Raw genomic sequence first — 26514 nt, 5'->3', positions numbered from 1 at the left:
CGGGCCAGGCGCTACAATGGGTACTTCGCCCTACGGCCGCGTCCTGACCCATGATTCTTGCCCCGCGCCTCGTCCTGCTGATCGTGTTGCTGGTGTTCGTGCTCTGCGTGCTGCTGGTGCATCTGCGTGGCCGCGCAAAGCTGCGCTTCGATCGCCAGCTGGTGGATCACTCGGCCGTGTTCGCGCCGTACAACCTGCTGATGTATGCCTTCTCGGCGGTACCGGCCACGCCCATCCTCGACCGCCGCGGATTCCCGCAGCTCGATCTGCTGCAGGCGAACTGGCAGGCCATCCGCGAGGAAGCGTTGCATCTGTTCGACGAGGGCTACATCCGCGCGGCGGAAAAGCACAATGACGCCAGCTTCAACAGCTTCTTCAAGCAGGGTTGGAAGCGCTTCTACCTGAAGTGGTACGGCGAACCGCTGTCGTCCGCCCACACGCTGTGCCCGAAGACGGTGGAACTGCTCAACGCCATCCCCAGCGTCAAGGCCGCGATGTTTGCGTTGCTGCCGCCGGGCAGCAAGCTCAACCCGCACCGCGATCCGTTTGCCGGCTCGCTGCGCTATCACCTGGGCCTGATCACGCCCAACTCCGAGGATTGCCGCATCTTCGTCGACGGCGAGATCCACAGCTGGGGTGACGGCAAGGACGTCGTATTCGACGAAACCTACGTGCACTGGGCCGAAAACCGCACCGACCAGACCCGCGTGATCCTGTTCGCCGACGTGGAGCGCCCGCTGCGCACGCGCTTCATGAACGCGATCAATCACCGCGTGGGTGCCTTCATGGGCAAAATCACCGCCTCGCCCAATACCGAATCGCCGGAAGAGAAGACCGGCTTCGTCAACCGCGTGTTCGCGCTCAACCAGCGCAGCCGCGAGCGCAACCGGGTATTCAAGAAGAAGCACCCTAAGCTGTTCCGCGCCGTGAAGTACGTGGGCATGCTGTTCCTGATCTGGCTCATCTTCCTGGCGCCCTGGCCGCTGGTGCACTGACCGGTCACGAAAGGCGGGCCTCGTGCGTCCTAGAGTGGAGCCTCCCAAGGAATCCTCCATGGACCACGCCACCAACCTCTTCCAGCAACACCGGCCCCGTTTGCTGGGGCTGGCCTACCGCATGCTCGGTACGCAGGCCGATGCCGAAGACGTACTGCACGATGCCTGGCTGCGCTGGCACCAGCAGGACAAGGGTGCGCTCGACGATGCGGAGGCATGGCTGGTAACGGTCACCACGCGCATCGCGCTCGACCGCCTGCGTCGCGCCAAGACCGAGCGTGCGCACTACACCGGCCCGTGGCTGCCTGAGCCTCTGGTGGACGATGTGGACCAGCCCGAGGCGCAACTGGAGCGTGTGGAGAGCCTCAACCTCTCTTTCCTGGCGCTGCTCGAACGCCTCAGCCCCGACGAGCGCGCCGCGTTTCTGCTCGTCCAGGTCTTCGACTACAGCAACGCCGAGGCGGCCACGATGCTGGAGATCGCCGAAGACGCCTGCCGCCAGCGCGTGCACCGCGCGCGCCAACGGCTGCGTGAGGGCCGCCCCCGCTTCACGCATTCGCCCGACGCGCAGCGGCGCCTGCTGGAAAAGTTTCGCGACGCGCTGGAACAGGCCAATGTGCCGGCGCTGCAGGCGTTGTTTGCCGAAGATGCGGTCCATCTCGCCGATGGCGGCGGCAAGGTGAGCGCCATGTTGCGGCCGCTGCATGGCGGCGATCGCGTCGTACGGCTGTATTCGATCATCGCGGAGCGCTATCGCAGCCTGTCCATCGTGCATCGCCTGCAATGGATCAATGGCGCGCCGGCCCTGCTCACCTGGGTGGATGCGAAGCTCGCGACGGTCGCCTGGATCGAAACGGACGGCGAGCACATCACCAGCATCCACTCGCTGCGCAACCCGGAAAAGCTCGCTCGACTCGAAGCTGTCACGAATCCGCTGGGACGCACGTCCTTGTCATGAGCGGCCACTGTGGCCGCATTCCAAGGAGTTCGTCATGTCCAAGCGCTTTTCCATCATGAAGTATCCCCAGGCCCTGAAGCCCCTGCTCGACTATGGCGTGGCGCTGCACAAGTGCGGGTTGGAGGCGTCGCTGGTCGAGCTCGTGCAGATGCGCGTGTCGCAGATCAACGGTTGCGCGTATTGCCTGGACATGCACAGCAAGGATGCGCGCACCGCCGGCGAAACCGAGCAGCGCCTCTACATGCTTGCCGGTTGGCGCGAAGCGCCCGCGATCTACAGCGAGCGCGAATGCGCCGCCTTCGCCTGGGCCGAAGCGGTGACACGCCTTGGCGCGGACGGCGTTCCGGACGAGGTCTACCAGCGCGCCCTCGCCTCCTTCAGCGAGGAAGAACTGCTGAACCTCACGCTGGCCGTCAATCTCATCAATACCTGGAACCGGATCAACGTGGCCTTCCAGACGCCGGGCGGCAGCTATCGTCCGGCGGCAAGGCAGGCCGCCTGACGCGAGTCAGGCAGGACCGGACACCGGATCCCGCGCACCCCGGGCGGCCTGCAACGGCCGCCCGCTCCTCTCCAGCGCATGAAGATCGATATGCCGGACGGACACGGGCCGGTAGCGCTCGTCGAACGCCACGTCGCCCGGCATCCAGCCGGCGCGGCAACGGATCGCGCCCCACCACCGGCGCAGCGTCATCCATTGCTGGGCGAGGATGCCGTAGCGATTGTCGGCATTGACCATGGGATCGCATACGCCGGTGGGCCGTGACGCTTCGCCATAGAGCGCCGTGCCGAACAGGATGTCCCAGATCGGGAAAATGAAGGCGTAGTTGCAGGCGTGCAGCGTCGGGCGATCCGGATCGACGCGCATGTGATGCAAGCGGTGGTAGCGCGGGTCGACCAGCACGCGCCCCAGCACCGGCCCGAAATGCAGGCGGATGTTCGCGTGCCCGAGGTTCTGCAACAGCTCGCCGAACAGCACCAGCAACGCATAGTCCGTCGGCGCCACGCCGATCGCCACACCTACCGCAGCGACGATGAGCGCTTCAAGCAAATCGTCGAGATAGTGATCGCGATCGTTCGACCAGCAACTCAGTTGGCGCTGGCTGTGGTGCAGGCTGTGCAATGCCCACCACCACGGGATGCCGTGCTGCAGGCGGTGCACCACATACAGCACGAAATCGTAGATCGCGTAATAGACCAGGAACAGCGCCACTGGATGCTCGCGCAACCAGGGTACGCCCTGCTGCAGGCTCACCAGGCCGGCCCCGTCACCCTCGCTGTCACCGCCCATCCACTGGTTGAGCGGGAACAGCACCAGGTAGGTGAACAGCGGCAACACCACGAACAGCTTGATCAGCGTGTAACGACAATCGATCGCTGTGGTCCGGCGCTGCGACCAGCGCTCCGCCGGCCACACGTCTTCCAGCGGCCGCAGCACCGCGGCGATGACGGCGACCTGTATCGAGGTGAGCAGGAAGTAGCGGGCGATCCCGGAAGCCTGGCCCTGGAGCCACGACAGGTGCAGCACACTCAGGGCCGGATCGACGGCATGCAGCGTCGTCCAGTCCAAAGCCACGGACCACAAGTTGGCCAGGGCAGCCATCGTGCATCGGTCCCACAACACAGACCCTCATTCTAAGGCCGGCCCGGCAGCATGATCTTGGCAATTGCAGGCGCACGATTCTGCGCTTGCCAATGATTGACGCGCACAAAAAAAGCCCCTCTTGCGAGGGGCTTTTTCAGCGGAAGCGGAAACCTCAGGCTGCGCGCACGCGCTTGACGATGGCGTCGCCGAACGTGTCCGTGGTGCCCTTGCCGCCGATGTCCGGTGTGACGCTGTCGCGGTCGTTGGTCATGGTGTCGCGGATCGCATTGCGCACCTTGTCACCCTTGTCGACCATGCCGAGGTGATCGAGCATGTCGGCCGCGGCGAGCAGCAGCGCGCACGGGTTGGCGATGCCCTTGCCGGCGATGTCCGGTGCCGAGCCGTGCACGGCTTCGAAGATCGCCGCCTCGGTACCGATGTTGTCGCCCGGGGCCAGCCCCAGGCCACCGACCAGGCCGGCGCACAGGTCGGACAGGATGTCGCCGAACAGGTTGGTGGTGACGATCACGTCGAACTGCTCGGGCTTCATCACCAGCTGCATGCAGGCGTTGTCAACGATCATCTCGTTGAACTCGATCTGCGGGTATTCCTTGGCGATTTCGCGCGCCACGTTGAGGAACAGGCCCGAAGCGGTCTTGATGATGTTGGCCTTGTGCACGGCCGTGACCTTCTTGCGGCCCTTCTTCACGGCCAGCTCGAAGGCATAGCGAACGATGCGGCTGGAACCCTTGCGAGTGTTGCGCACCATCGAGATGGCGGTCTCGCCGTCTTCGGACAACGTCTGGCCTTCGGACAGGTACGCACCCTCGGTGTTTTCGCGCACCGTGATGATGTCGATGTTCTCGAAGCGCGCCTTGGTGCCCGGGAAGCTGATCGCCGGACGCACGTTGGCGTACAGGTCGAAGTGGCGACGCAGGGTCACGTTGATCGAGGTGAAGCCACCGCCCACCGGGGTGGTAAGCGGGCCCTTGAGGGCCACCTTGTGCTTGGCGATGGAATCGAGCGTCGGCTGCGGCAGGAGATCGCCGCTCTTTTCCAGCGCGACCATGCCGGCATCGACGAACTCATAGGACAGGCCGCAGTCCAGGGCGTCGAGCACGCGCAGCGTGGCGTTCATGATCTCGGGGCCGATACCGTCGCCCGGAATCACGGCAATGGTCTTGCTCATGGGACACTCCTTGGGGGATAAGAATCTTGCAACCCTGAAGCGGGGGACGTCAGGGCCATAAATCCCTTCAATTATCCCCCATGCCGCACCGAGCGGCCAGAGCGAAAGCCCCGGCGGCCGTTGCAAATCCTCGCATGCAGCATTGAATAAACTCGCATGCGTCAACGGAGCGGCAAGGAGGCAGCCGCTCCGCTGTCCCGGGGCTCAGCCGTGGCTGGAGCAATCCGACGCGGCTGCGCCATCGCCGGATTCGAGCTGGTCGAGGAAATCCACCGCGCGGCGCAGGTGCGGGATCACGATGGAACCGCCCACCACCAGGCCTACGCTGAAGGTCTCGAAGAATTCCTCGCGCGTCACGCCGGCTTCCTTGCACTGGGCGACGTGGTAGCTGATGCAGTCGTCGCAGCGCAGCACCATGGAGGCAACCAGGCCCAGCAGCTCCTTGGTCTTCACGTCCAGGGCGCCGGGCTTGTAGGTCTGGGTGTCCAGCGCGAAGAAGCGGCGCACCACCTGGTTGTCTTCGGACAGGATCCGTTCGTTCATGCGGTGGCGGAACGCGGTGAATTCCGCCACGCGGTCCTTGCCGGCCTGCTCGTCGGTGGGCTTGCTCATGCGGCAGCTCCCAGCAGTTCGGCGAGCTTGCCGCTACGGTCCGCGGCCACCAGATCGTCGAAGCCGCCGACGTGGTGATCGTTGATGAAGATCTGCGGCACCGTGCGACGGCCGCCGCTGCGCGCCAGCATCACCTCGCGCTGCGTAGGATCCATGTCGATGCGCACTTCGCTCCATTCCAGCCCCTTGGACTTGAGCAGGTTCTTGGCGGACACGCAGTAAGGGCACACCGCAGTGGAATAGACCTCAATCTTGGGCACGACAAACTCCGGAACCGAAAATTAATACGACTGTTTCAAAATGGGGGCAACCGCACTTTGAAACAAGCCAATAGTTACTGAACTGACACCCCGGACGGGTGTCTCACAATGGTATTGTCGCTGACCTATGCGAATGGCACCACGCCCCGTTCCCAAGGCCCCAGGATTCCGTTGCCACCCCAGACCGGCCGATTGGCGCGGGGGCGATCCAAGGACAGCAAAACGCATGTCGACACCGCTTTTCGGGACAGGATGCCCATGACCCGTTTTTTGCCTTCCCGCCTGCTGACGGCGCTGGTTTGCGCCGGCCTGACGCTTAGCGCCCAGGCCCAGGATCGCGACGTGCGGCTGCCCGACCTGGGCAGCTCGGCCAATGCGCTGATCTCCCCGCAGGAAGCGCAGGACTACGGTGCCGCCATGCTGCGCCAAATGCGCGCGCTCGACATGGTGCTCGACGACGCCCTGCTCGACGACTACATCAACGATCTTGGCTATCGCCTGGTGTCCGGCAGCGAGAAGCCCAAGGACCATTTCCAGTTCTTCATCGCCAAGGACAACATCATCAACGCGTTTGCCGCCCCTGGTGGCTATATCGCGGTGAACTCGGGCCTGATCGTCCTCACCAACAACGAGAGCGAGCTGGCCGGCGTGATTGCCCACGAAATCGGCCACATCACGCAGAACCATCTGCAACGCGCGTTCGAGGCATCCAAGAAGGACACGCCACTGATGGCGCTGGTGTTGCTGGGCGCCATCGCCGCAGGCGCGGGCGCCGGGGCCGGCGACGCGGCAGGCGCGATCCTGATGGGCGGCCAGGGCCTGCTGATGCAGCGCCAGATCAACTTCACCCGCAAGGACGAAATCGAAGCCGACCGCGCCGGCATCCAGACCCTGGCCAACGCCGGCTACGACCCGAGCGCCATGGCGTCCTTCTTCGGGCGCATGGAAGACACGCTGCGCGTGGGCAGCGGCGGCGACCTGGGCGACACGCCCGCGCTGCTGCAGGACCACCCGGTGACCATGGACCGCATCAGCGATGCCAAGGCACGCGCGGGTACCTTGATCGCCAGGCAGAAAGAACGACCGGCGGGTTCGACGCTGGACAAGACGCAATGGGAAAAAAGCACCGCCCCGATTGCCTTCGTGAAGGACCCTACGTCCCTCACCAACCACGACGGCAAGGGCGGCGTGGACAACTTCCTGCTGATGCGCGAACGCGTGCGCGTGCTGTCCAACGACCCCGGCCAGATGACGTCGTACTACGCATCCAGCCTGAAGAACGACCGCAGTTTCGACGTTCCGTCGAATCACTACGGCTACGCACTCGCGCTGATACGCAGCAACAACGGCAGCAAGGCCATCGACGAGTTGCAGCCGCTGCTGACGGCGCACCCGGACAACCAGGTGCTGCGCCTGGCCATGGCCGATGCCAAGCTGCAGGCGGGGCATCGCGCGGAAGCGTTGACCCTGTACGCCGACCTCAACCGGCAATCGCCGCGCAACCGCGCCATCGCATTGGGTTATGCCAAGGCCCTCATCGAAGGTGGTAGCCAGGACGATGCCCGCCAGGCGGCCACCATGCTGATGCCCATGCTCGACAACAACGACGAGCCTGAGCTTTATCGGACGTACGCCCGCGCCAGCGACAAAGCCGGCGATACGGTACGCGCCGGCGAAGCCTATGCCGATGCGTCCTACCTCTCCGGTCGGCCGTTCGACGCCATGGAGCAGCTCAAGAACCTGCTGAAGCGCCCCGACCTCGATTACTACGCCCGCGCCCGCATCCAGGCCCGCATCAACGACCTGACGCCGCTGGTGATGGAGCTCCGCAAGCGCCGGGTGCAGACCGACGACAACCCCGACGGCCGCAGCCAGCAACCCCTGCAAAATGGCTCCAACTGCCAGGGCCGGGTCTGCTTCAGCGCCCGCGAGGCCAGCCGCTGAACCTTCGTTCCGTGACGGCGAGACACTGCCGTCACGTTGCGCTGACGTGAAATGTCATCGCGGCGTAACATTTCCCCGTTGCAATAATTGCGTCATAGGCCCCCAAGCGGACCCCACGCGTGCACAAACGCATTCTGATCGTCGAAGACGAAGCCTCGATCCGCGACATGGTCGCCTTTGCCCTCCGCAAGGCGGGCATGGACGCCATCCACGCTGCCGACGCCCGTGCTGCCCAGCTCGCCATCGCCGAACAGGTGCCGGATCTCATCCTGCTCGACTGGATGCTGCCCGGTACCAGTGGCCTAGAACTGGCCCGTCGCCTGCGCAAGGAGGAGCTGAGCCGCGAAGTACCGATCATCATGCTCACCGCGCGCGGTGAGGAGATGGATCGCGTCAACGGCCTGGAAGCCGGCGTCGACGACTACGTCGTCAAGCCGTTCTCCACCCGCGAACTCGTAGCCCGCATCAAGGCGGTACTGCGCCGCAGCCAGGGCGACGACGGCTCGGGCATGGTCGAACTCGGCGGCCTGCGCATCGACGGCCCCGCGCATCGCGTGTTTGCCGGCGACGACGCGGTCACCATCGGGCCGACCGAATATCGCCTGCTGTATTTCTTCATGACGCATCCGGAGCGTGTCTACTCACGCGCACAGCTGCTCGACCATGTATGGGGCGGCAGCGTGTACGTGGAAGAACGCACGGTGGACGTGCACATCCGCCGCCTGCGCAAGACGCTTGAACCATGGAAGCTGGATGACATGGTTCAGACGGTCCGTGGCGCGGGTTACCGTTTTTCCGCCAGCCCCTGAGGCGCCCGACAGCGCTATTGCGGGCAAGCAGGCTTTTGCCGATGCTGGCGCACCGCCAGCCCGGCATTCATGACTGACCGCCCATGCCCTATCTCTTCGACCGCTCATGGAAGCTGCCGGCCGCAATGGTCGCCGGATGGCTTGTGGGCGGCGTCATCGGCTGGTTTGCGGGAGGCCATGTCGCCACGGGCGTGGCGCTGGTTGCCATCGCGGAAATCGTCTTGCTTCTGACCCAAATCCGTCATCAAGCGCAGCTCATGATGACGCAGAGTTCCTCGGTGACTTCCCTTCAGCATGACCGTTTCATGACGCGTTCCCGCCGCATCGCCTCCAGTCTGCGCGACCTGCGCAGCGCCGCCGGCAGCCTGCCGGATGCAGTCGTCCTGCTCGACAACGAGCAGCACGTCCGTTGGTTCAACCATGCCGCCGAAGAGCTGCTGGGCCTGCGTCGCCCACAGGATCGTGGCGCGCATCTGGATGAGCGTCTCAGCACGACCGAACTCGCCTCGTGGCTGAAGGAAGGCGCGCGCGAACCGCTCAACGACGTGGCGGCGCCGGGCCATCCGAATCGACACATCAATGTCACGCTGTTGCCGTTCGGTCGCCGCCAGCGTTTGTTGCTCGCACGTGACATCAGCCACCTCACCCGGCTGGAACAGATCCGCCGCGATTTCGTGGCCAACGTGTCGCACGAATTGCGCACGCCGCTCACGGTAATCCACGGCTATCTCGAGTTGATCGACCCGGAAGACGTGCCCGAACTCGCCCCCGTGCTCAACGAGATGCGCGCGCAATCCAAGCGCATGGGCCAGATCGTCGAAGATCTGCTGACGCTATCGCGCCTGGAAACCCAGGAGCACGTGCAGGACGAGCGCGTGCAGATGACGCCGCTGCTCGCCACGATCCGCAAGGAAGCCGAGGCGCTGAGCCAGGGGCGCCACCAGATCACCGTGGAGTGCACTGCCGAAGCCGACCTGCTCGGCTCGGTGAAAGACCTGCACAGCGCGTTCTCCAACCTGGTGAGCAACGCCGTGCGCTACACACCCACCGGTGGCCGTATCACGGTGCGCTGGCGCCGCACGCCGGAAGGCGCGGTGTATTCGGTGAGCGACACCGGCTATGGCATCCCGGCCACGCACCTGGCTCGCCTTACCGAGCGCTTCTACCGCGTGTCGTCCAGCCGTTCGCGCGAAAGCGGCGGCACCGGCCTGGGCCTGTCCATCGTCAAGCACGTGCTGAATCTGCACCAGGCGCGACTGGACATCCAGAGCGAGCCTGGCCAGGGCTCCACCTTCTCCTGCTGGTTCAGCGGCGAGCGCCTGCTGGCACCGGGTGGCAATGATCCGGACTGATCTACGGACCCGTTCGGGGCGCTACCTGAACGGCCGTCACAGTCCGCCGCATTGCGCCATGTAACAAAACGTCGCATCGGCCAGAATGGCGGGATGCGCCGTAAACCCGCCACTCCTTCGCCCGTTGCCGACCGAGCTGCTCCTGAGTTCTACCTCAGCCGCGAACTGGCGGCGCTCGAGTTCAATTTCCGCGTGCTGGCCCAGGCCCGCGACACGCGCATTCCCCTGCTGGAGCGGCTGCGCTTCCTGAGCATCGTGGCCAACAACCTCGACGAGTTCTTCGAGGTGCGCGTGGCCATGCTCAAGCATCACCACATGTTCGGTTCGGCGGCGCCGGGGCCAGATGGTCTTTCCTCCGGCGAGTTGCTGACGCGCATCCGCAAGCGCGTGCTGGACCTGGTGGCCGAGCAGTACACCACCTGGCAGGAGGAGCTTCGCCCCGCGCTGGATGAGGAGAACATCCATTTCCTGACCCGCTCGCGCTGGACCGAGCGGCAGCGCGGCTGGCTGCAAGGCTACTTCGAGAATGAAGTGATGCCGGTGCTGTCGCCGCTGGGACTGGATCCGGCGCATCCGTTCCCGCGCATCCTCAACAAGACCCTCAACATCGCAGTGGTGCTGAAGGGACGCGATGCGTTCGGCCGCGAGGGACACATGGCGCTGGTGCGTGCGCCGCGCTCGCTGCCGCGCATCATCCGCCTGCCGGACGAGGTGTGCGACGGCGGCGAGCACTATATCTTCCTGGCCGAGCTGCTGCAGGGCTTCGTCGACCTGATGTTCCCGGGCTTCAAGGTGGCCGGCGCCTATCAGTTCCGCGTGACCCGCAACAGCGAGCTGATGGTGGAGGAAGCCGAAGTCGACAACCTCGCCCGCGCCTTGAGCGAGGAACTCATAGGCCGTGGCTACGCCCGCCCGGTGCGCCTGGAGATCGGCGCCGACTGTCCCAAATCCATCGTCTCCATGCTGATCGCGAATTTCGAGCTGGAAGATACCGACGTCTACCGCTGCGATGGCCCGGTCAACATCATCCGCGCCGGCACCATCTACGACGGCCTCGATCGGCCCGATCTGAAGTTCCCCCGCTTCATCCCGCAGCTGCCGCAGGCCTTCAACGACAGCCGCTGCAAGTTCGAAGTGCTGCGCCAGCGCGATGTGCTGCTGCACCACCCCTACGAATCCTTCGCCGCGGTGGTGGATTTGCTGCGCCAGGCGGCTCAGGATCCGGCCGTGCTCGCTATCAAGCAGACGCTCTATCGTGCCGGCGTCGATACGCCGCTGGTGGACCTGCTGGTGGAAGCGGCGCGCAACGGCAAGGACGTCACCGTCGTCATCGAGCTGCGCGCGCGCTTCGACGAGGAGGCCAATATCCGCCTCGCCACGCGCCTGCAGGAAGCCGGCGTGCAAGTGGTGTACGGCGTGGTGGGCTTCAAGACGCACGCCAAGATGCTGTTGATCGTGCGCCGCGAAGACGACAGCCTGCGCCGTTACGTGCACCTGTCCACCGGCAACTATCACCAGGCCAACAGCCGCAGCTATACCGACATCGGCCTGATGACGGCACACCCGGGCATCGGCGAGGACCTGCACAAGGTCTTCCAGCAGCTGTCCGGGCTGGGCCCGATGATCGAGCTGCAGCACCTGCTGCATTCGCCGTTCACGCTGTATGGCAAGGTGCTGGAGAAGATCGAGCGCGAAACGGCCCACGCACTCGCGGGCAAGCCCGCGCGCATCGTCGCCAAGCTCAACGCGCTCAACGAGGCGCATGTGATCCAGGCCTTGTACCGTGCATCGCAGGCCGGCGTGGAAATCGACCTGATCGTGCGCGGTGCCTGCACCCTTCGCCCCGGCCTGGCCGGTGTGTCCGAGCGCATCCGCGTACGCTCGATCGTCGGGCGTTTCCTCGAGCACAGCCGCGTGTACTGGTTTGCCAACGACGGCGCGCCGGAGCTGTACTGTGCCAGTGCCGACTGGATGGAACGCAACCTGATGCGCCGCATCGAAGTGGCCTTCCCCATCCTCGATCCGGTGCTGGCCAAGCGGGTCTATGACGAGACGCTGGCCAACTACCTGGCCGACAATGTCGATGCCTGGCTGCTCGACGGCAAGGGGCGCTATACGCGGGCACGCTCCGGCGACGAGCTACCCCATAGCGCCCAGCAATGGTTGCTGGATCGGATCGTGCCAGTCACCGCCTGAGTCGGCCATGCGGCTTCGCGACAGCGCGCCAGCGTGAGAGAATCCACGTCTTGCAGCCCGACGTGAGCCCCGCATGAGCCAAGGCGATCAGACCCCGATCAAGGACGGCGAACTGATCGCCGCCGTGGACATGGGCTCCAACAGCTACCACATGGTGGTGGCGCGCGTGGAGCACGGTGAGCCACGCGTGATCGATCGCCTGCGCGAGACAGTACGCATGGCCGCGGGCCTGCGCGCCGACGGCACGCTGGATGCCGAACACCGCGCCCGCGCGCTCAACTGCCTTGCCCGCTTTGGCCAGCGCATCGCTGGCGTGCCCTCGATCCGCGTCCGCGCCGTCGCCACCAACACCGTCCGCCGGCTGGCCTCGCCACAATCGTTTCTTACCGCCGCCGAAGCGGAACTCGGCCACCCCGTGGAAATCGTCTCGGGTCGCGAGGAAGGCCGCCTGATCTTCCTGGGCAGCTCGCACGACCTGCCCGCCTCGCGCGAAAGCCGGCTGGTGATCGACGTCGGCGGTGGCAGTACCGAATTCATCATTGGCCGTGGCTTTGCACCGATGCACACGGAAAGCGTGCAGGCCGGCTGCATCGCCTCGACGCTGCGCTTCTTCCCCGGCGGCAAGCTCAACCGCAAGCGCTGGCAGCGCGCCAACAACGAAATCGGCGTGCTGCTGCAGCAGTTCGCGGAGGACTACCGAGAATCGGGCTGGGTCGAGGCCTATGGCTCATCCGGCACCGCCAAGGCCATCGGCTCGGTGGTGCAGGCCATGAAGTTCTCCGACGACGGCATCACGCCGGCGTCCATTGCCGCGTTGCGCGACGCCCTGCTTAGCCAGGGCCAGATCAACACGCTGAAGCTCCCCGGCCTTACCGAGGATCGCGCCCCGGTGATCGCTGGCGGCGTGGTGATCTTCGAGGCGGCGTTCGAGGCACTGGGCATCGAGCGCATGCGCGTATGCGAAAGCTCGATGCGCGAAGGCCTGCTGTGGGACCTGATCGGTCGTGCAGGCGGCACCGATCCGCGCACTTCCAGCGTCGACGCGCTGGCCAACCGCTACGGCGTGGATCGTGCGCAGGCGCGCCGCGTGGAGTCGACCGCGTTGATGCTGTTCGACCAGATCGCCCGCTCGTGGAAGCTCGATGCCGAGGCGCGCGAGTGGCTGTCGTGGGCTTCCCGCGTGCACGAGATCGGCCTCGCCATTGCGCACAGCCAGCACCACCACCACGGTGCCTACATCCTGCGCAACGCCGACCTGGCGGGCTTCTCCCGGCAGGAGCAGCAGTTGCTCGCGGCCATCGTGGAGGCGCATCGCCGCAAGCCGGACAAGGCCACCTTCTCCGCGCTGCCGCAACGCTATCGCCAGCTGGCGCGTTACATCACCGCCCTGTTGCGCCTTGCCGTGCTGTTCCGCCGTGCGCGCCGCGCCGAATCGCTGCCGCAGATGCAGCTGGCGGCCACCAGCCACCGCGTGCGGCTGGTGCTGCCCTCGGCGTGGCTGGAGCAGCACCCGCTCAGCGAGGCCGATCTGGAACAGGAGCAGGTGCCCATGAACGAGCTGGGCCTGCTACTGGAAGTCCATCCGTCCTGAGCCTGACCGACCCTTGCTCCAGCCGGCCCACTGCGTCTCTTCGCCGCGTATCATGTCCTGATGCCACACGTCGCCCAGCCCGCCATGACTCGAATCCTGCTCGCCGTCGCCCTGTTGATGTCGCCGCTCGCGCTGCTGGCCCAGGCCGCCAAGCCCGCCACGACACCGGCTGCCGCACCTCATCCGGAAGTAGTGCTGCATACCTCGCAGGGTGACGTCACCATCGAGCTCTTTCCGGACAAGTCGCCCAAGAGCGTCGCCAACTTCCTGCAATACGTGCGCGACGGCTTCTACAGCGGCACCGTGTTTCATCGCGCCATCCAGGGTTATCTGGTGCAGGGCGGCCTGTACACACGCGACCTGCAAGCCAAGCGCACACGTTCGGCCATCCCGAGTGAAGCGGACAACGGCCTGTCCAACCTGCGCGGCACCGTCGCCGTGGCACGCGCCGCAGACCCCAATTCGGGTACCGCGCAATTCTTCTTCAACCTCGTCGACAACCGTCGCCTCGATTTCGTCGGCAACCAGAGCGGGCTGACCTGGGGCTATACGGTGTTCGGCAAGGTCGTCAAAGGCATGGACGTGGTCGACAAGATCGCCGGCCTGCCCACGCGTGGCCTGGGTCCGTTTGCGACCGACGTGCCCAACCCGCTGGTGGTGATCGACAGTGCCAACGTCGTCGGCGAGGAAGCCGCCGGCAGCGAACAGAAGCCAGCTGCCGAGAAGACCGGTGCGGACAAGCCTGCCGCACCCGCGCCTGCCAAGAGCACCGACAAGCCCAAGAGCAAGGGCTGAAGCTTCATGGCCACGCTGTTCATTGCCGACCTGCACCTGGACGACAGCCGTCCGCAGATCACCCAGCTGTTCGAACAGTTCCTCGCCAGTGACGAGGCACGTTCGGCCGATGCGCTCTATATCCTAGGCGACCTTGTCGAAGCGTGGATCGGTGACGACGACGATGCCGAGCTCCCCGGACGCATAGCGCAGGCCACCAGGGCGCTGCGCGACAGCGGGGTGCCGGTGTACTTCATGGTCGGCAATCGCGACTTCCTGCTGGGTGAAGATTTCGCCAGGCGCGCGGGCTTCACCCTGCTCAACGACGGCACCATGCACGACCTCTACGGCCGCCCCACCCTGCTGATGCACGGCGACGTGCTCTGCACCGACGACGTCGCCTACCAGACCGTGCGCCAACAGGTGCGCACGCCGGAATGGATGGCGCAGGTGCTCTCGATGCCACTCGCGGCGCGCCGTGCGTTCGCCGCGAAAGCGCGCGAGGACAGCCGTGCGCATACGGGCAGCACGATGGAAACCATCATGGACGTCAATGCCGACGCCGTGGCCGACACCATGCGCAAGGCGGGCGTCACGCGCCTCATCCACGGCCACACGCATCGCCCGGCCGTCCACCGTTTCGATATCGATGGACAAGCCGCCGAACGCATCGTGCTCGGCGACTGGTACGAACACGGCTCGGTGCTGCGCGTCTCGCCGGAAGGCAGCGAACTGCGCGGCCTCTCCATCGCATAAGGCGCCCCTCGGCCGCTCCTGCGGCCCGCGCGAAAGCCCTGGGATGAATATTCCGCACGGGCCGCCACGCGTGCCGGATGCGTTGAATCGCAGAGACAGCAAGGCTCGGCTTCACCCTCTTCCGGGCGGCAAGGTCTCAACCGTTACCTGGCAACATTCGCGATCGCGAAAAGCGCATCAGCTTCAAGGCCGATCAACATCGGAGACAAGGCGCGCGCGTGCCGATTCCAGGCGCGTTCGCTGATGAAAATAATCAGCCGTGAATTCCACGCAATAAAAAACCCCGGCATTCATGCCGGGGTTTTTTATTACTGGCGGAGAGAGAGGGATTCGAACCCTCGATAAGGCTTTTGACCCTATACTCCCTTAGCAGGGGAGCCCCTTCGGCCTCTCGGGCATCTCTCCGAATTTTGTCCGCATTACTGCGGAGCCGGCAAGGATACTAACCGGCGCGCTTCAGGTAAAGCTTTTATTGCCTGTCAGTGTTCGCCAGCGTCGCCGGATGCATCCGGCTCGTGCTCGTTCTTGATCCGCTGATAGATCTCTTCACGATGCACCGCGACGTTCTTGGGGGCATTGATGCCAATTCGCACCTGGTTGCCCTTCACGCCCAGAACGGTAACGGTCACCTCGTCACCGATCATCAAGGTTTCACCGACCCTGCGGGTCAGAATCAACATGTTTGCCACTCCATGAATACTTTGGTCATAGGCCAACAGACGGTTATGCCTCACCCCTGAGCTTCACCGTCTGGACAGTTCGACGATTCTACCGCCGAAGGCCCTACCGCCTTCCCCGGTTCACAGACCTAGCATCCCCTGCGATGCCATGTCGGTCGACACCGTCGCAACCAGCGGTGTCGGCAGTGTTTGATACTAGCCGAGCGTCCGCGGGCAGTGCAATGCGTAAACGGGAACGGAGTCTGAGCGATAGCTTCGCTTCAGGAAGCCAAACGCTCACCGATCCAACCGGCAAGACCGTTCAGGATGCGGGGGAGTTCCGGGCTGTCCGTACCACCGCCCTGGGCCATGTCCGGACGCCCGCCGCCCTTGCCGTCGATCTGGCTGGCCACATGGGCCACCACGTCGCCGGCCTTGATGCGGCCAAGCGCCTTGCCGTTCACGCCAGCCACCAGCGACACACGCCCGTCGGCCGCGCCTGCGAGCAGGATCACGCAATCGCTGAGCTGCTGCTTGAGCTGGTCCATGCTGTCGCGCAGCGCCTTGGCGTCGAGGCCCTCGAGACGAGCCACGATGAGTTTGATGCCATCAATATCCTGCGCCGTGGACGCAAGATCAGCCGTGGCCGAACCCGCCGCCTTGGCCCGCAATGATTCCAGTTCGCGTTCGAGCTTCTTCTGCTTGTCGAAGATCTGGCGCAGCTTCTCCACGGCGTCATCACCCGTGGACGACAGCAGCTGGGAGAACTCGCCCAGGCGGCGCTCTTCATCGGCCACGTAGGCCAGCGCACCCGAACCGGTCACCGCCTCGATACGGCGCACGCCGGAAGCCACACCGGCCTCGCTGACGATCTTGAACAGGCCGATATCACCGGTGCGGCCCACATGAGTGCCGCCGCACAACTCGGTGGAGAAATCGCCCATCTTCAGCACGCGCACTTCGTCGCCGTACTTTTCGCCGAACAGCGCCATCGCACCGAACTCGATCGCGGCGTCGTAGCCCATCTGATGGATTTCAGCCGCTTCGTTGCGACGCACTTCGGCGTTGACGAGGCTTTCGATCTCGCGCAGTTCATCTGCGCTCATCGGCTTGAAATGCGAGAAGTCGAAGCGCAGGCGCTCTGGTGCCACCAGCGAGCCCTTCTGGGTGACATGCTCACCCAGCACCTTGCGCAACGCGGCGTGCAACAGATGCGTGGCAGAGTGATTCAACACGATCGCCTGGCGGCGCGTGCCGTCGACGCTGGCGTCGACCACATCGCCCACGCGCAGGGCCTGCTTGCCGCTCCAGCGACCCGCATGACCGAAGAACACACCGCCCATCTTGAGCGTGTCGCCCACGGCGAGCGTGCCGGAGGCATTCACCAAGGAACCGGTATCGCCCACCTGGCCGCCGGACTCGGCGTAGAACGGCGTGCGGTCGAGAATGACCAGGCCATCCTCGCCCTCCTCCAGCGCGTCGAACTGCTTGCCGCCACGCACGATGCCGACGACCTTGCTGCCCTGGCTGGTCAGCGCCTCGTAGCCGAGGAAGACGGTGGGCGACAGCTGGCTCGCCAGCTCGGCCGGCATCTGGCCCTTGGCCTCGAACTTGCCGCCTTCGCGGCTGCGCTCCTGCTGTTCCTTCATGGACTGCTCGAAGCCGTCCATGTCCACGGTGAGGCCGCGCTCGCGCGCGATATCCGCCGTGAGGTCCACTGGGAAACCGTAGGTGTCGTACAGGCGGAACGCGTCTGCGCCCGGGATCGTGCCGTTGGCCTTGGCGGCGACGGCGTCGAACAGGCGCATGCCGTTCTCCAGCGTCTCGCCGAAGCGGCGTTCTTCGGTGCGCAACGCCTCTTCCACGAAGCCCTGCTTCTGCGCCAGTTCCGGATAGGCCTCGCCCATCTCCTCGACCAGCGGCTGCAGCATCTTCCAGAAGAAATCGCCGCGCACGCCCAGCATCCAGCCATGGCGCAGCGCGCGGCGGATGATGCGGCGAAGCACGTAGCCGCGACCCTCGTTGGACGGCAGCACGCCGTCGACGATCAGGAACGAGCAGGCACGGATGTGATCGGCGATCACGCGCAGCGACTTGTTGGCGAGATCCTTGGTGCCGGTCAGCTCCGCCGCGACCTTGATCAGGTGCTGGAACAGGTCGATCTCGTAGTTGGAATGCACGTGCTGCAGCACGGCGGCCAGGCGCTCCAGGCCCATGCCGGTGTCCACGCACGGCGCCGGCAGGGGCGACAGCGTGCCATCGGGCGCGCGATCGAACTGCATGAACACGAGATTCCAGATCTCGATGTAGCGATCGCCGTCCTCATCGGGCGAGCCCGGCGGGCCGCCGGCGATGCCTTCGCCGTGGTCGAAGAAGATTTCGGTACACGGGCCGCACGGACCGGTGTCGGCCATCTGCCAGAAATTGTCGGAAGCGAACGGCGCGCCCTTGTTGTCGCCGATGCGCACGATGCGCTCGGCCGGCACGCCCACTTCCTTGTTCCACAGGTCGTAGGCTTCGTCATCGGTGTGATAGACGGTGACCCACAGCTTGTCCTTGGGCAGCTTGAGGACGTCGGTCAGCAGCTCCCACGCATAGGCGATGGCGTCGCGCTTGAAGTAGTCGCCGAACGACCAGTTGCCCAGCATCTCGAAGAAGGTGTGGTGGCGGGCGGTGTAGCCCACCGAGTCCAGGTCGTTGTGCTTGCCGCCGGCACGCAGGCAGCGCTGCACATCGGCCGCCCGCACGTACGACAGCTTCTCGCTGCCCAGGAATACGTTCTTGAACTGCACCATGCCCGAGTTGGTGAACAGCAGCGTGGGATCGCTGGCCGGCACCAGGGAGCTGGACGGCACGATGGTGTGCCCTTTCGAACGGAAATAGTCGAGGAAAGTCGAGCGGATTTCGGCAGTTTTCATGCGGCTGGGGAAGACCTGGCGGAGAGGTCACGCCCGGGAAACGGCGCCGCAACGGCGCTCATCCGCCCCAGCTATCGGGGAGGTCAGGCTTCGTCGTCGGCTGCGTCGTCCACGTCGGCGTGGGTAACACTCCGTACTGTGGCGGCGGGAAAGCCACGACGCAAGAGAAATTGAGCCCGGCGGGCCATTTCTGCGGCATCTGGCGCCGATTTGGCGCCATATCGGCGCCGAAGCTGCGCGGCGGCCTGCGCGTTCCAGTCCACCTCGGCGGCGTCCAGCACGGCCCGGATGCGGGCATCGGCCAACCCGTGGCTCTTCAATTCGGCGCGCAACCGCATGGGGCCGTAGCCTTGGGCCACCCGGCTGCGCACCAGCATCTCGGCGAAACGATCATCGTCCTGGTAGTGCTGCTCACCCAGGCGGTCGAGTGCCTCGCCCGCTTCTTCGCCCTCGTAGCCGCCCTGGCGCAGCTTGAGCTTCAGCTCGCGCCGGGAATGCTCACGGCGCGCAAGCAAGCCCAGCGCCTTGCTGTAGGCGCTGGGCTTATCCGGTTTGTCGCTACTACGGCGAGGCATCCGGCGACACGCAACGGGAGGATCAGGCCTCTTCGACCTCGACCGCCGGCAGCGGCGAGTTGCCGCTGCTTACCAGCAGCTTGGCGCGCAGGTCGGCGTCGATCTCGTTGGCGATGGCCGGGTTGTCGCGCAGGAACTGGCGCACGTTCTCCTTGCCCTGGCCGATACGGTCGCCCTTGTAGCTGTACCAGGCGCCGGACTTGTCGATCAGGTTCTGGGCCACGCCCAGCTCGATGATCTCGCCTTCGCGCGAGGTGCCCTCGCCGTAGAGGATCTCGAACTCGGCCTGGCGGAACGGCGGCGCGACCTTGTTCTTGACCACCTTGACGCGGGTTTCCGAACCGATGACTTCTTCGCCCTTCTTCACCGCGCCGGTACGGCGGATGTCCAGGCGCACCGAGGCGTAGAACTTCAGCGCGTTGCCGCCGGTGGTGGTTTCCGGGCTGCCGAACATCACGCCGATCTTCATGCGGATCTGGTTGATGAAGACGACCAGGCAGTTGGACTTCTTGATGTTGGCGGTGAGCTTGCGCAGCGCCTGGCTCATCAGGCGGGCATGCAGGCCAACGTGGGAGTCACCCATTTCGCCTTCGATTTCAGCCTTGGGAGTGAGCGCGGCGACGGAGTCGACCACCACCACGTCCACCGCACCCGAGCGCACCAGCATGTCGGCGATTTCCAGCGCCTGCTCGCCGGTGTCCGGCTGGGAGACCAGCAGGTCGTCCACGTTGACGCCCAGCTTGGCGGCGTAGGTCGGGTCCAGCGCGTGCTCGGCGTCCACGAAGGCAGCGGTGCCGCCGTTCTTCTGGCAGTTGGCGATGACCTGCAGGGTCAGCGTGGTCTTGCCGGAGGATTCCGGACCGTAGATTTCCACTACGCGGCCGCGCGGCAGACCGCCGACGCCCAGCGCGATATCCAGGCCCAGCGAGCCGGTGGAGACCGTTTCGATGCCTTCATCGGTACGATCACCCAGGCGCATGACGGCACCCTTGCCAAACTGCTTTTCGATCTGGCCGAGGGCCGAGGTGAGCGCCTTGCGCTTGTTGTCATCCATCGTCTTGAATCCTGGGTGGCAGTGAATGAAGGGCATGATGCCCGCGTCTGGTCTCACGGGCTGCGATCTGTGATCAAGAGCCTGTTCAATATCTCTGCATAGCTCGCGTTGACCATCTGTGCCCGCGAGGGAGTGGGGCGTGGCGCAGCGCCTGACTGGCTGTCAGGTCAAGCCGCGCACCGCTTCCTGGCGGGCACAGATGGGCAACCCTCCGGGCCGGGTCTGTTTGCCCGCACGCCGGCGTCAACACTCGGTTGTGTATCGACATACACGCCCTCGTTCTTCCTTGACCTGCGGGCAAACAGCTCCCGGCGCGGGCTATGCAGAGATCTTGAACAGGCTCTAAGTATCCCACACCGGTCAAGCCGGTCAGGAAAGGCTTGGAGAATCAGTCCGTCAGCGCCTTGATGATGCCGTTGAGGGCCGCCGCCACGGTCTGACGGCGCACCGCCTCGCGATCGCCGTCGAAGTGGAACAGGCGCGCATGGGCATACCCGCCGCGGCGCTTCCAGCCGATCCAGACAGTGCCGACGGGTTTGTCCTGGGTGCCGCCGCCGGGGCCGGCGATGCCGGTCACCGCCACCGCCATACCCGCGCCGAAGCGCGCGAGTGCGCCCGACACCATTTCCAGTGCGGTTTCTTCACTGACGGCGCCGGTGCGCTCCAAGGTGCGCGGGTTGACGCCGAGCAACGCTTCCTTGGCTTCGTAGCTGTAGGTCACCACGCCGGCATCGAACCAGGCAGAGCTACCCGCGAGATCGGTGAGCGTCTTGGCGATCCAGCCGCCCGTGCACGACTCGGCCGTGACCAGCATCAGGCGCTGCCGCAGCGCGGCAGCCGCGATCTGCTCGGCCAGCTCCTTGAGTTCGGCATCGGTGGGGACAGGGACGGACATGGGGGATTCCTGGGGGACGGACGCAAGCGCCACCTTCTACCTCGCCTGCGCCGCCCCGCCAAGGGCCGGGCCGTGCGAGAACACGTCGCACGGAGCCGGCCGCAGCCCCTCTAGCCCCAGATGGTCTCGGCAAAACGCAGGAAGTTCAGGCCAAGGATCTTTTCGATCCGGGCACTCGAATACCCTTTCTGCGCGAGCAGTTGCGCCAGCTTGTGGAACTGCTGAGGCCCGCGCAGATCGACCACGAACGGATAGGTATCGGGACGCTCGCCCGCAGCACTGATGCCGGCGGCCTTGCGTTCGGCGATCTCCTTGGCCAGCGTGGCCTGGTAGGCATGGAGATCATCGATCTGGCTCACTGAACCATCGGTGCCGATGCCAACGTGGTCCTCGCCGCACACCTTCACTGCGTGATCGATGTGCGCCACGACGTCCTCCGCCCTGGCGTGGCCGGACGCGTTGAGGAACGGCATGAAGTAAATGCCGACGAAGCCGCCCCGCTCCGCCACCAGGCGCAGTTCTGCGTCGGTCTTGTTGCGCGGCAGGTCGGTCACCGCGCGGCAACCGGTGTGGTTGATCGAAATGGGCGACTTGGAAGCACGTGCGGCGTCCAGGCAGGTTCGCTCGCCGCTGTGGGAAAGATCGACCATGACGCGACGCTCATTGAGCCGCGCGACCACCTCGCGACCGAACGGCGTGAGGCCACGGTTCTCCGGCGCCATCGAGCCGTCGCCCAGCTGGTTGGCCGGGTTGTAGGTGAGCTGGAAAACGCGCACGCCCAGGTTCGCGAAGATGTCGACGCGCTTGGCATCGTTGCCCATCATCGCGCCGTTCTGGAAACCGTAGATCAGCCCGATCTTCCTGTCGGCCTTGGCACGGCGGATATCGCCGGCAGTCAGCACCTTCAGCAGGTCGCGGTCATGGGCCCGCACCAGCGCGTCGGTGGCGGCGATATCGCGCACGCTGGCTTCGAACGGATCATCCGGCCCGGACACATAGCCCAGCGTGATGTTCACCGCCGTCAGTCCAGAGGCATGGGCTTCCGACAACACGCGCGGCGAGAATTCCGGCACGAGCCCATCGGCGCCACGATTGGGATCGTCGAGCCCACCCAGCGCGTTGATGATGATGCCGCTGTCGGCCGGGCCAGCGCCCTCCACCGATGCACCGCGTGCCTCCCACGGCAACATGGCAGCCGCTGCCGTCCAGGTCATGCCTGTCAGGAACGTCCGTCGATCAATCGTCGTCATCGCCCATCTCTTCCTTGGTCACCGGCCGATAGTCGGCACGCGGATAAACATGTCCACGCTTCACCGTCATGCGAATGCTGCGGAGGTTGCCGATGTCCTTCACGGGATCGGCCGAGAGCACGGCAAAGTTCGCCAGCTTGCCCGCCGCGATGGAACCCATGTCCTGCGCCTGCCCGGCCGCCTGGGCGCCGATCAGCGTGGCGGAATGGATCACCTGCAGCGACGGCATGCCCACGTCATGCGCCAGGAAGAACATCTCGTCGTAGACGGAAGGCCACGCGCTCTTGAAACCACCGTCGTCGTCGGTGCCGGTCGAAATCGGCACGCCGGCCTGCCACGCCTGGCGTACCAGCCGGATGGTGGTCGGACCGGTGCAACGCAGCGGCTTCCGATCAGGATGGTTCTTGCGTTCGGCGTCATAGCGCACGAACAGGCTGCCGGTCGCATCCAGGATCGTGCCGTGCTTGAGCATGTCGCGGTAAAGGCCGGCGATGACCGGATCGTCCCCGTTTTTCGCCAGCAGCTCGTCGTGGAACGGCGTGTGGTCCTCGTAGGACTTCAGCATCACCGGTTCCAGCTGATAGGCGAGATAACAGGCATGGCTGACCACATCCACGCCGGCGTTAATGACGTCCGCAGGGCGGGTCGGAAACACCGCGCTGTGTGCCCACACCAAGATGTGCTGCCGATGCGCCTCGGCCGTGATCGCTGCCACGAGTTCCGGCGGCAGATCCGCATACACCTTGATCGCCGTGGCGGAGGTGCCGCGCGCCAGCGTCACCGCTTCGCGCAGATCAGTGTCCTTGTCGATGGCCTGCATCCACGGGCTCTTGCCCGGCGTTACGCCGTAGCTCGCTGCCGCCACGCGCGGATCGGCGAAGAAATCGGGACCCGCCATCACCGCGGCGTAGTAGATGTCGGGCGACGGGATCTCGCTCACCCGCGCCTCGCGCGTCAGTTCGCCGATCGAACGCAGGTCGTCGGCCATGTCGCGCACTGCGGTGACACCCGCATAGAGGTTGCGCCGCAGGATGGCCTGCGCGCGCTTTGCATCGGGCGGCGTGGCCAGGTGGACATGGCTGTCGATCAGGCCAGGGATGACATAGCTGCCATGGAGGTCGACCGTATGGACGCCGGCCTCTTTCGAACCGGCGAGCGACCCGTGCGGTCCGACCGCCACGATCCGCTCGCCGCGCACCAGGATGTCCTGATTGGCAACAGGCGCTGCACCGGTACCGTCGATGACAGTGGCACCGGCGTAAAGCGTCGCGACCTCAGCGGCTGATGGTTTGGACGGCCCACCGCCTGCGCAGTAGGCGGCGGAAGCGGACAGCGCCAAGGTCAGCGCTGCCATCCGATGGAAGGCAGATCGGTAGGGTCTATGCATGGCGGTCGATCCTACACAGCGGATTCCGGGGGCCACAAGGGCAGCGACGGCCTGGCAATTCGGTTATCTTGGCAGGCCTTTTTTCGAACGGCGCCTCGCGCCGTCCCGCCACGGCGCACGCCACCGTCAGGCCAGGTAAAACAGCACGTTATGGTTGCCCAGGATTTCGAAACCCATACCCCGTTCATGCGACAGTACCTCGGCGCGAAGGCCGAGCACCCGGATGTGCTGCTGTTCTTCCGGATGGGCGACTTCTACGAGCTGTTCTACGACGACGCGCGCAAGGCCGCACGTCTGCTGGATATCACGCTGACCCAGCGCGGCCAGTCGGCGGGCCAGCCGATTCCCATGGCGGGCGTGCCCTATCACGCGGCGGAAAACTATCTGGCGCGCCTGGTGCGACTGGGCGAATCCGTGGCGATCTGCGAGCAGATCGGCGATCCGGCGCTGGCCAAGGGCCCGGTGGAACGCAAGGTCGTGCGCATCGTCACGCCGGGTACGGTGACCGATGCTGCGCTGCTGGAAGAACGCAGGGACAACCTGCTGATGGCGATCAGCGCGGGCGCGCATGGCGCGTATGGCCTCGCCTGGGTGGATCTGGCCAGTGGCCGCTTCCTGCTCAGCGAAGTGCCCAGTGCCGAAGCGCTTGCCTCCGAATTGGCACGACTGCAGCCCGCCGAGACGCTGGTCGGTGAAGACGTGGCCTGGCCGAAGTTCGTCAGCTCCCTGCCCGGCCTGCGCAAGCGTCCGCCGTGGCATTTCGACGGCGATGCCGCACGCCGCGAACTCAATCGTTTCTTCGGCACGCGCGACCTCGGCGGTTTCGGCGTGGATCGCATGCCGTTGGCAATCGCCGCGGCGGGCTGCCTGCTCGGCTACGTCGAAGAAACGCAGAAGAGCGCATTGCCGCATCTTTCCGGCATGGCGGTGGAAAGCGCGGGCGAGACCATCGCGCTCGACGCCGCCACGCGTCGCAACCTCGAACTCGATACGCATCCCAGCGGACGCACAGAACACACCCTGCTCGGCGTGCTCGATGAATCGGTGACGCCGATGGGTGCGCGCCTGCTGCGCCGCTGGCTCAACCGCCCGCTGCGCTCGCGCGATCAGCTGCGCAGCCGCCACCAGGCGATCGGCACGCTGATCGACAATCGCCAGTACGAACCGCTGCGCGAACAGCTGCGCGGCATCGGCGATCTGGAACGCATCCTCGCACGCGTGGCGTTGCGCTCAGCACGTCCGCGCGACCTTTCCACCTTGCGTGATGGCCTCGCCGCAGCGCCTGCATTGCGCGCGCTGATCGCTTCGCTCGACAGTCCGCTGCTGCATGCGCTGGTGGAACGCATCGGCGACCACGCCGGCACGGCGGCCCTGCTCGCCCGCGCCGTAGTGGCGCAACCGCCCGTGCTCCAGCGCGATGGCGGTGTGATCGCCGACGGCTACGACGCCGAGCTCGACGAGCTGCGCCGCCTCTCCACCCACGCCGACCAGTATCTGGTCGAACTGGAAGAACGCGAGAAAGCCGCCAGCGGCATCACCACGCTCAAGGTTGGCTACAACCGCGTGCACGGCTACTACATCGAAATCAGCAAGGGCCAGGCGGACAAGGCGCCCACGCACTACACGCGTCGCCAGACCACCAAGAACGCCGAGCGCTACATCACCGAGGAACTGAAGACTTTCGAGGACAAGGTACTCTCGGCCAAGGAACGCTCGCTGATGCGCGAGCGTGCGCTGTACGAGGCCTTGCTCGACACGCTGATCGGCGAGCTGGAACCACTGAAGAGTGCCGGCTCCGCGATGGCGGAACTCGACGTGCTCGCCACGCTGGCGGAACGTGCCTCGACGCTGGACTGGAGCGCGCCGGAACTCACTGATGAACCGGGCGTGGCCATCGAGCGCGGCCGCCACCCGGTGGTGGAGAAAGTGCGCGACGAACCGTTCGAGCCGAACGACCTCGCGCTGGACGACAGCCGCCGCATGCTGGTGATCACCGGCCCGAACATGGGCGGTAAGTCGACCTACATGCGCCAGAACGCATTGATCGTGCTGCTCGCCCATATCGGCAGCTACGTGCCGGCCTCGCGCGCGGTGATCGGTCCGATCGATCGCATCTTCACCCGCATCGGTGCAGGTGACGATCTTTCGCGCGGCCAGTCCACCTTCATGGTGGAGATGAGCGAAACGGCCAATATCCTGCACAACGCCACCGAGCACAGCCTGGTGCTGATGGATGAAGTGGGCCGCGGCACCAGTACCTACGACGGCCTGGCGCTGGCGCGCGCCGCCGCCGTGCATCTTGCCGCGAACAGCCGCTCGTACACGCTGTTCGCCACGCACTACTTCGAACTGACCGAGCTGGCCAACGAATATCCGTCCATCGCGAACGTGCACCTGGACGCGGTCGAGTACGGCGAGCAACTGGTGTTCATGCACGCGGTCAAGGAAGGCCCGGCCAACCGCAGCTTCGGCCTGCAGGTGGCGGCGTTGGCCGGCCTGCCGAAGTCGGTGATCGCCGATGCGCGACGCACCCTCGCCGAACTCGAACGCGGCATGTACCAGCACGCTTCGGCGGCCACCGGCAAGACGCCGGCAGACGAATCACCGCAACTGGGACTGTTCGCCGCCGCGCCATCGGTGGTGGAACGCGCGCTGGAGGACATCGATCCGGACGCGATGACCCCGCGCGAGGCGCTGGAAGCGCTCTACCGCCTGAAGTCCCTCGCCTGAGCGCGCATCCCCTTCCGCCGTGACG

23 protein-coding genes and 1 tRNA gene are annotated in these 26514 nt (G+C 65.4%); 11 read left to right on the top strand and 13 right to left on the bottom strand.

Annotation, left to right across the window (positions count from 1 at the left end):
* Nucleotides 1–50: 50 nt before the first annotated feature.
* Genes EPB08_RS17285 through EPB08_RS17275 form a run of 3 tightly spaced genes read left to right on the top strand, consistent with a single transcriptional unit; the run spans nt 51 to nt 2455 of the window.
* A complete protein-coding gene (locus tag EPB08_RS17285) occupies nt 51–995 on the top strand; it encodes an aspartyl/asparaginyl beta-hydroxylase domain-containing protein (protein WP_130620349.1) in 945 nt (314 codons plus the stop codon).
* 58 nt (nt 996–1053) lie between these two features.
* Nucleotides 1054–1953 carry an RNA polymerase sigma factor SigJ gene (gene sigJ / locus EPB08_RS17280; RefSeq protein WP_130620348.1) on the top strand — a complete coding sequence of 300 codons (900 nt, stop codon included), beginning with the start codon at nt 1054–1056 and terminating at the stop codon, nt 1951–1953.
* A gap of 34 nt (nt 1954–1987) precedes the next feature.
* The gene (locus EPB08_RS17275) at nt 1988–2455 is read left to right on the top strand and encodes a carboxymuconolactone decarboxylase family protein (RefSeq protein ID WP_130620347.1); all 468 of its coding nucleotides are present in this window, start codon (nt 1988–1990) and stop codon (nt 2453–2455) included.
* Nucleotides 2456–2461: 6 nt separating this feature from the next.
* Here the strand turns inward: EPB08_RS17275 and EPB08_RS17270 are convergent, their stop codons facing one another.
* From EPB08_RS17270 to grxC, 4 genes are all read right to left on the bottom strand, one after another.
* A complete protein-coding gene (locus tag EPB08_RS17270; protein WP_130620346.1) occupies nt 2462–3556 on the bottom strand; it encodes a sterol desaturase family protein in 1095 nt (364 codons plus the stop codon).
* Between the two features lie 154 nt (nt 3557–3710).
* Nucleotides 3711–4727 carry an isocitrate dehydrogenase gene (locus EPB08_RS17265; RefSeq protein WP_130620345.1) on the bottom strand — a complete coding sequence of 339 codons (1017 nt, stop codon included), beginning with the start codon at nt 4725–4727 and terminating at the stop codon, nt 3711–3713.
* Nucleotides 4728–4931: 204 nt separating this feature from the next.
* On the bottom strand, nt 4932–5339 hold the full coding sequence (locus EPB08_RS17260; RefSeq protein ID WP_130620344.1) for a carboxymuconolactone decarboxylase family protein: 408 nt from the start codon (nt 5337–5339) through the stop codon (nt 4932–4934).
* On the bottom strand, nt 5336–5599 hold the full coding sequence (gene grxC, locus EPB08_RS17255; RefSeq protein WP_130620343.1) for a glutaredoxin 3: 264 nt from the start codon (nt 5597–5599) through the stop codon (nt 5336–5338). Before grxC ends, EPB08_RS17260 begins: the two co-directional genes overlap by 4 nt.
* A 258-nt stretch (nt 5600–5857) precedes the next feature.
* On the opposite strand from grxC, the gene EPB08_RS17250 reads away from it, so the two are divergent.
* Both EPB08_RS17250 and phoB read left to right on the top strand, forming a co-directional pair.
* On the top strand, nt 5858–7543 hold the full coding sequence (locus EPB08_RS17250; RefSeq protein WP_130620342.1) for a M48 family metalloprotease: 1686 nt from the start codon (nt 5858–5860) through the stop codon (nt 7541–7543).
* 119 nt (nt 7544–7662) lie between these two features.
* Nucleotides 7663–8352: a phosphate regulon transcriptional regulator PhoB gene (phoB, locus tag EPB08_RS17245; RefSeq protein WP_038616383.1), complete on the top strand. Its 690-nt coding sequence runs from the start codon at nt 7663–7665 to the stop codon at nt 8350–8352.
* A 104-nt stretch (nt 8353–8456) separates the two neighbouring features.
* Here phoB and EPB08_RS21305 read toward each other — a convergent pair whose 3' ends face one another.
* Nucleotides 8457–8648, bottom strand: coding sequence for a hypothetical protein (locus tag EPB08_RS21305; protein ID WP_229238391.1), 192 nt, complete (start codon nt 8646–8648; stop codon nt 8457–8459).
* 9 nt (nt 8649–8657) lie between these two features.
* Here EPB08_RS21305 and phoR point away from each other — a divergent pair, with 9 nt between their 5' ends.
* The 5 genes from phoR to lpxH all read left to right on the top strand — a co-directional run bounded on the left by phoR (nt 8658) and on the right by lpxH (nt 15021).
* Nucleotides 8658–9704, top strand: coding sequence for a phosphate regulon sensor histidine kinase PhoR (gene phoR, locus EPB08_RS17240; RefSeq protein ID WP_229238390.1), 1047 nt, complete (start codon nt 8658–8660; stop codon nt 9702–9704).
* A 93-nt stretch (nt 9705–9797) separates the two neighbouring features.
* On the top strand, nt 9798–11900 hold the full coding sequence (gene ppk1, locus EPB08_RS17235; RefSeq protein ID WP_130620340.1) for a polyphosphate kinase 1: 2103 nt from the start codon (nt 9798–9800) through the stop codon (nt 11898–11900).
* A gap of 73 nt (nt 11901–11973) precedes the next feature.
* Nucleotides 11974–13491 carry a Ppx/GppA phosphatase family protein gene (locus tag EPB08_RS17230; RefSeq protein WP_130620339.1) on the top strand — a complete coding sequence of 506 codons (1518 nt, stop codon included), beginning with the start codon at nt 11974–11976 and terminating at the stop codon, nt 13489–13491.
* Between the two features lie 84 nt (nt 13492–13575).
* A complete protein-coding gene (locus EPB08_RS17225) occupies nt 13576–14286 on the top strand; it encodes a peptidylprolyl isomerase (protein WP_130620338.1) in 711 nt (236 codons plus the stop codon).
* 6 nt (nt 14287–14292) lie between these two features.
* A complete protein-coding gene (gene lpxH, locus EPB08_RS17220) occupies nt 14293–15021 on the top strand; it encodes a UDP-2,3-diacylglucosamine diphosphatase (RefSeq protein WP_130620337.1) in 729 nt (242 codons plus the stop codon).
* A 312-nt stretch (nt 15022–15333) separates the two neighbouring features.
* On the opposite strand, the gene EPB08_RS17215 is transcribed toward lpxH, so the two are convergent.
* The 8 genes from EPB08_RS17215 to EPB08_RS17180 form a co-directional block, all read right to left on the bottom strand.
* A tRNA-Ser gene (locus EPB08_RS17215) sits at nt 15334–15426 on the bottom strand.
* A gap of 74 nt (nt 15427–15500) precedes the next feature.
* The gene (gene csrA, locus EPB08_RS17210; protein ID WP_130620336.1) at nt 15501–15701 is read right to left on the bottom strand and encodes a carbon storage regulator CsrA; all 201 of its coding nucleotides are present in this window, start codon (nt 15699–15701) and stop codon (nt 15501–15503) included.
* A gap of 260 nt (nt 15702–15961) precedes the next feature.
* Entirely contained in the window at nt 15962–18598 is a 2637-nt protein-coding gene (alaS, locus tag EPB08_RS17205; protein ID WP_130620335.1) for an alanine--tRNA ligase, read from the bottom strand.
* An 83-nt stretch (nt 18599–18681) separates the two neighbouring features.
* Nucleotides 18682–19173 (bottom strand): regulatory protein RecX, encoded by a 492-nt coding sequence (locus EPB08_RS17200; protein WP_130620334.1) that lies wholly within the window; start codon nt 19171–19173, stop codon nt 18682–18684.
* Nucleotides 19174–19195: 22 nt separating this feature from the next.
* Nucleotides 19196–20227: a recombinase RecA gene (gene recA / locus EPB08_RS17195; protein ID WP_130620333.1), complete on the bottom strand. Its 1032-nt coding sequence runs from the start codon at nt 20225–20227 to the stop codon at nt 19196–19198.
* Nucleotides 20228–20615: 388 nt separating this feature from the next.
* The gene (locus EPB08_RS17190; RefSeq protein ID WP_130620332.1) at nt 20616–21122 is read right to left on the bottom strand and encodes a CinA family protein; all 507 of its coding nucleotides are present in this window, start codon (nt 21120–21122) and stop codon (nt 20616–20618) included.
* A gap of 110 nt (nt 21123–21232) precedes the next feature.
* A complete protein-coding gene (locus tag EPB08_RS17185; RefSeq protein ID WP_229238389.1) occupies nt 21233–22372 on the bottom strand; it encodes a dipeptidase in 1140 nt (379 codons plus the stop codon).
* Nucleotides 22359–23759, bottom strand: coding sequence for an amidohydrolase family protein (locus EPB08_RS17180; RefSeq protein ID WP_229238388.1), 1401 nt, complete (start codon nt 23757–23759; stop codon nt 22359–22361). Before EPB08_RS17180 ends, EPB08_RS17185 begins: the two co-directional genes overlap by 14 nt.
* A 150-nt stretch (nt 23760–23909) precedes the next feature.
* On the opposite strand from EPB08_RS17180, the gene mutS reads away from it, so the two are divergent.
* Complete coding sequence (mutS, locus tag EPB08_RS17175; protein WP_229238387.1) at nt 23910–26489, top strand: DNA mismatch repair protein MutS; 2580 nt, start codon at nt 23910–23912, stop codon at nt 26487–26489.
* Nucleotides 26490–26514: the final 25 nt, after the last annotated feature.

Origin of the sequence: Dyella amyloliquefaciens, from assembly GCF_004296575.1 — a bacterium.
Classification (GTDB): Bacteria; Pseudomonadota; Gammaproteobacteria; order Xanthomonadales; family Rhodanobacteraceae; genus Dyella; species Dyella amyloliquefaciens.
Note: the sequence above shows the minus strand (reverse complement) of the source record. Positions and strands in the feature narration are given on the sequence as shown.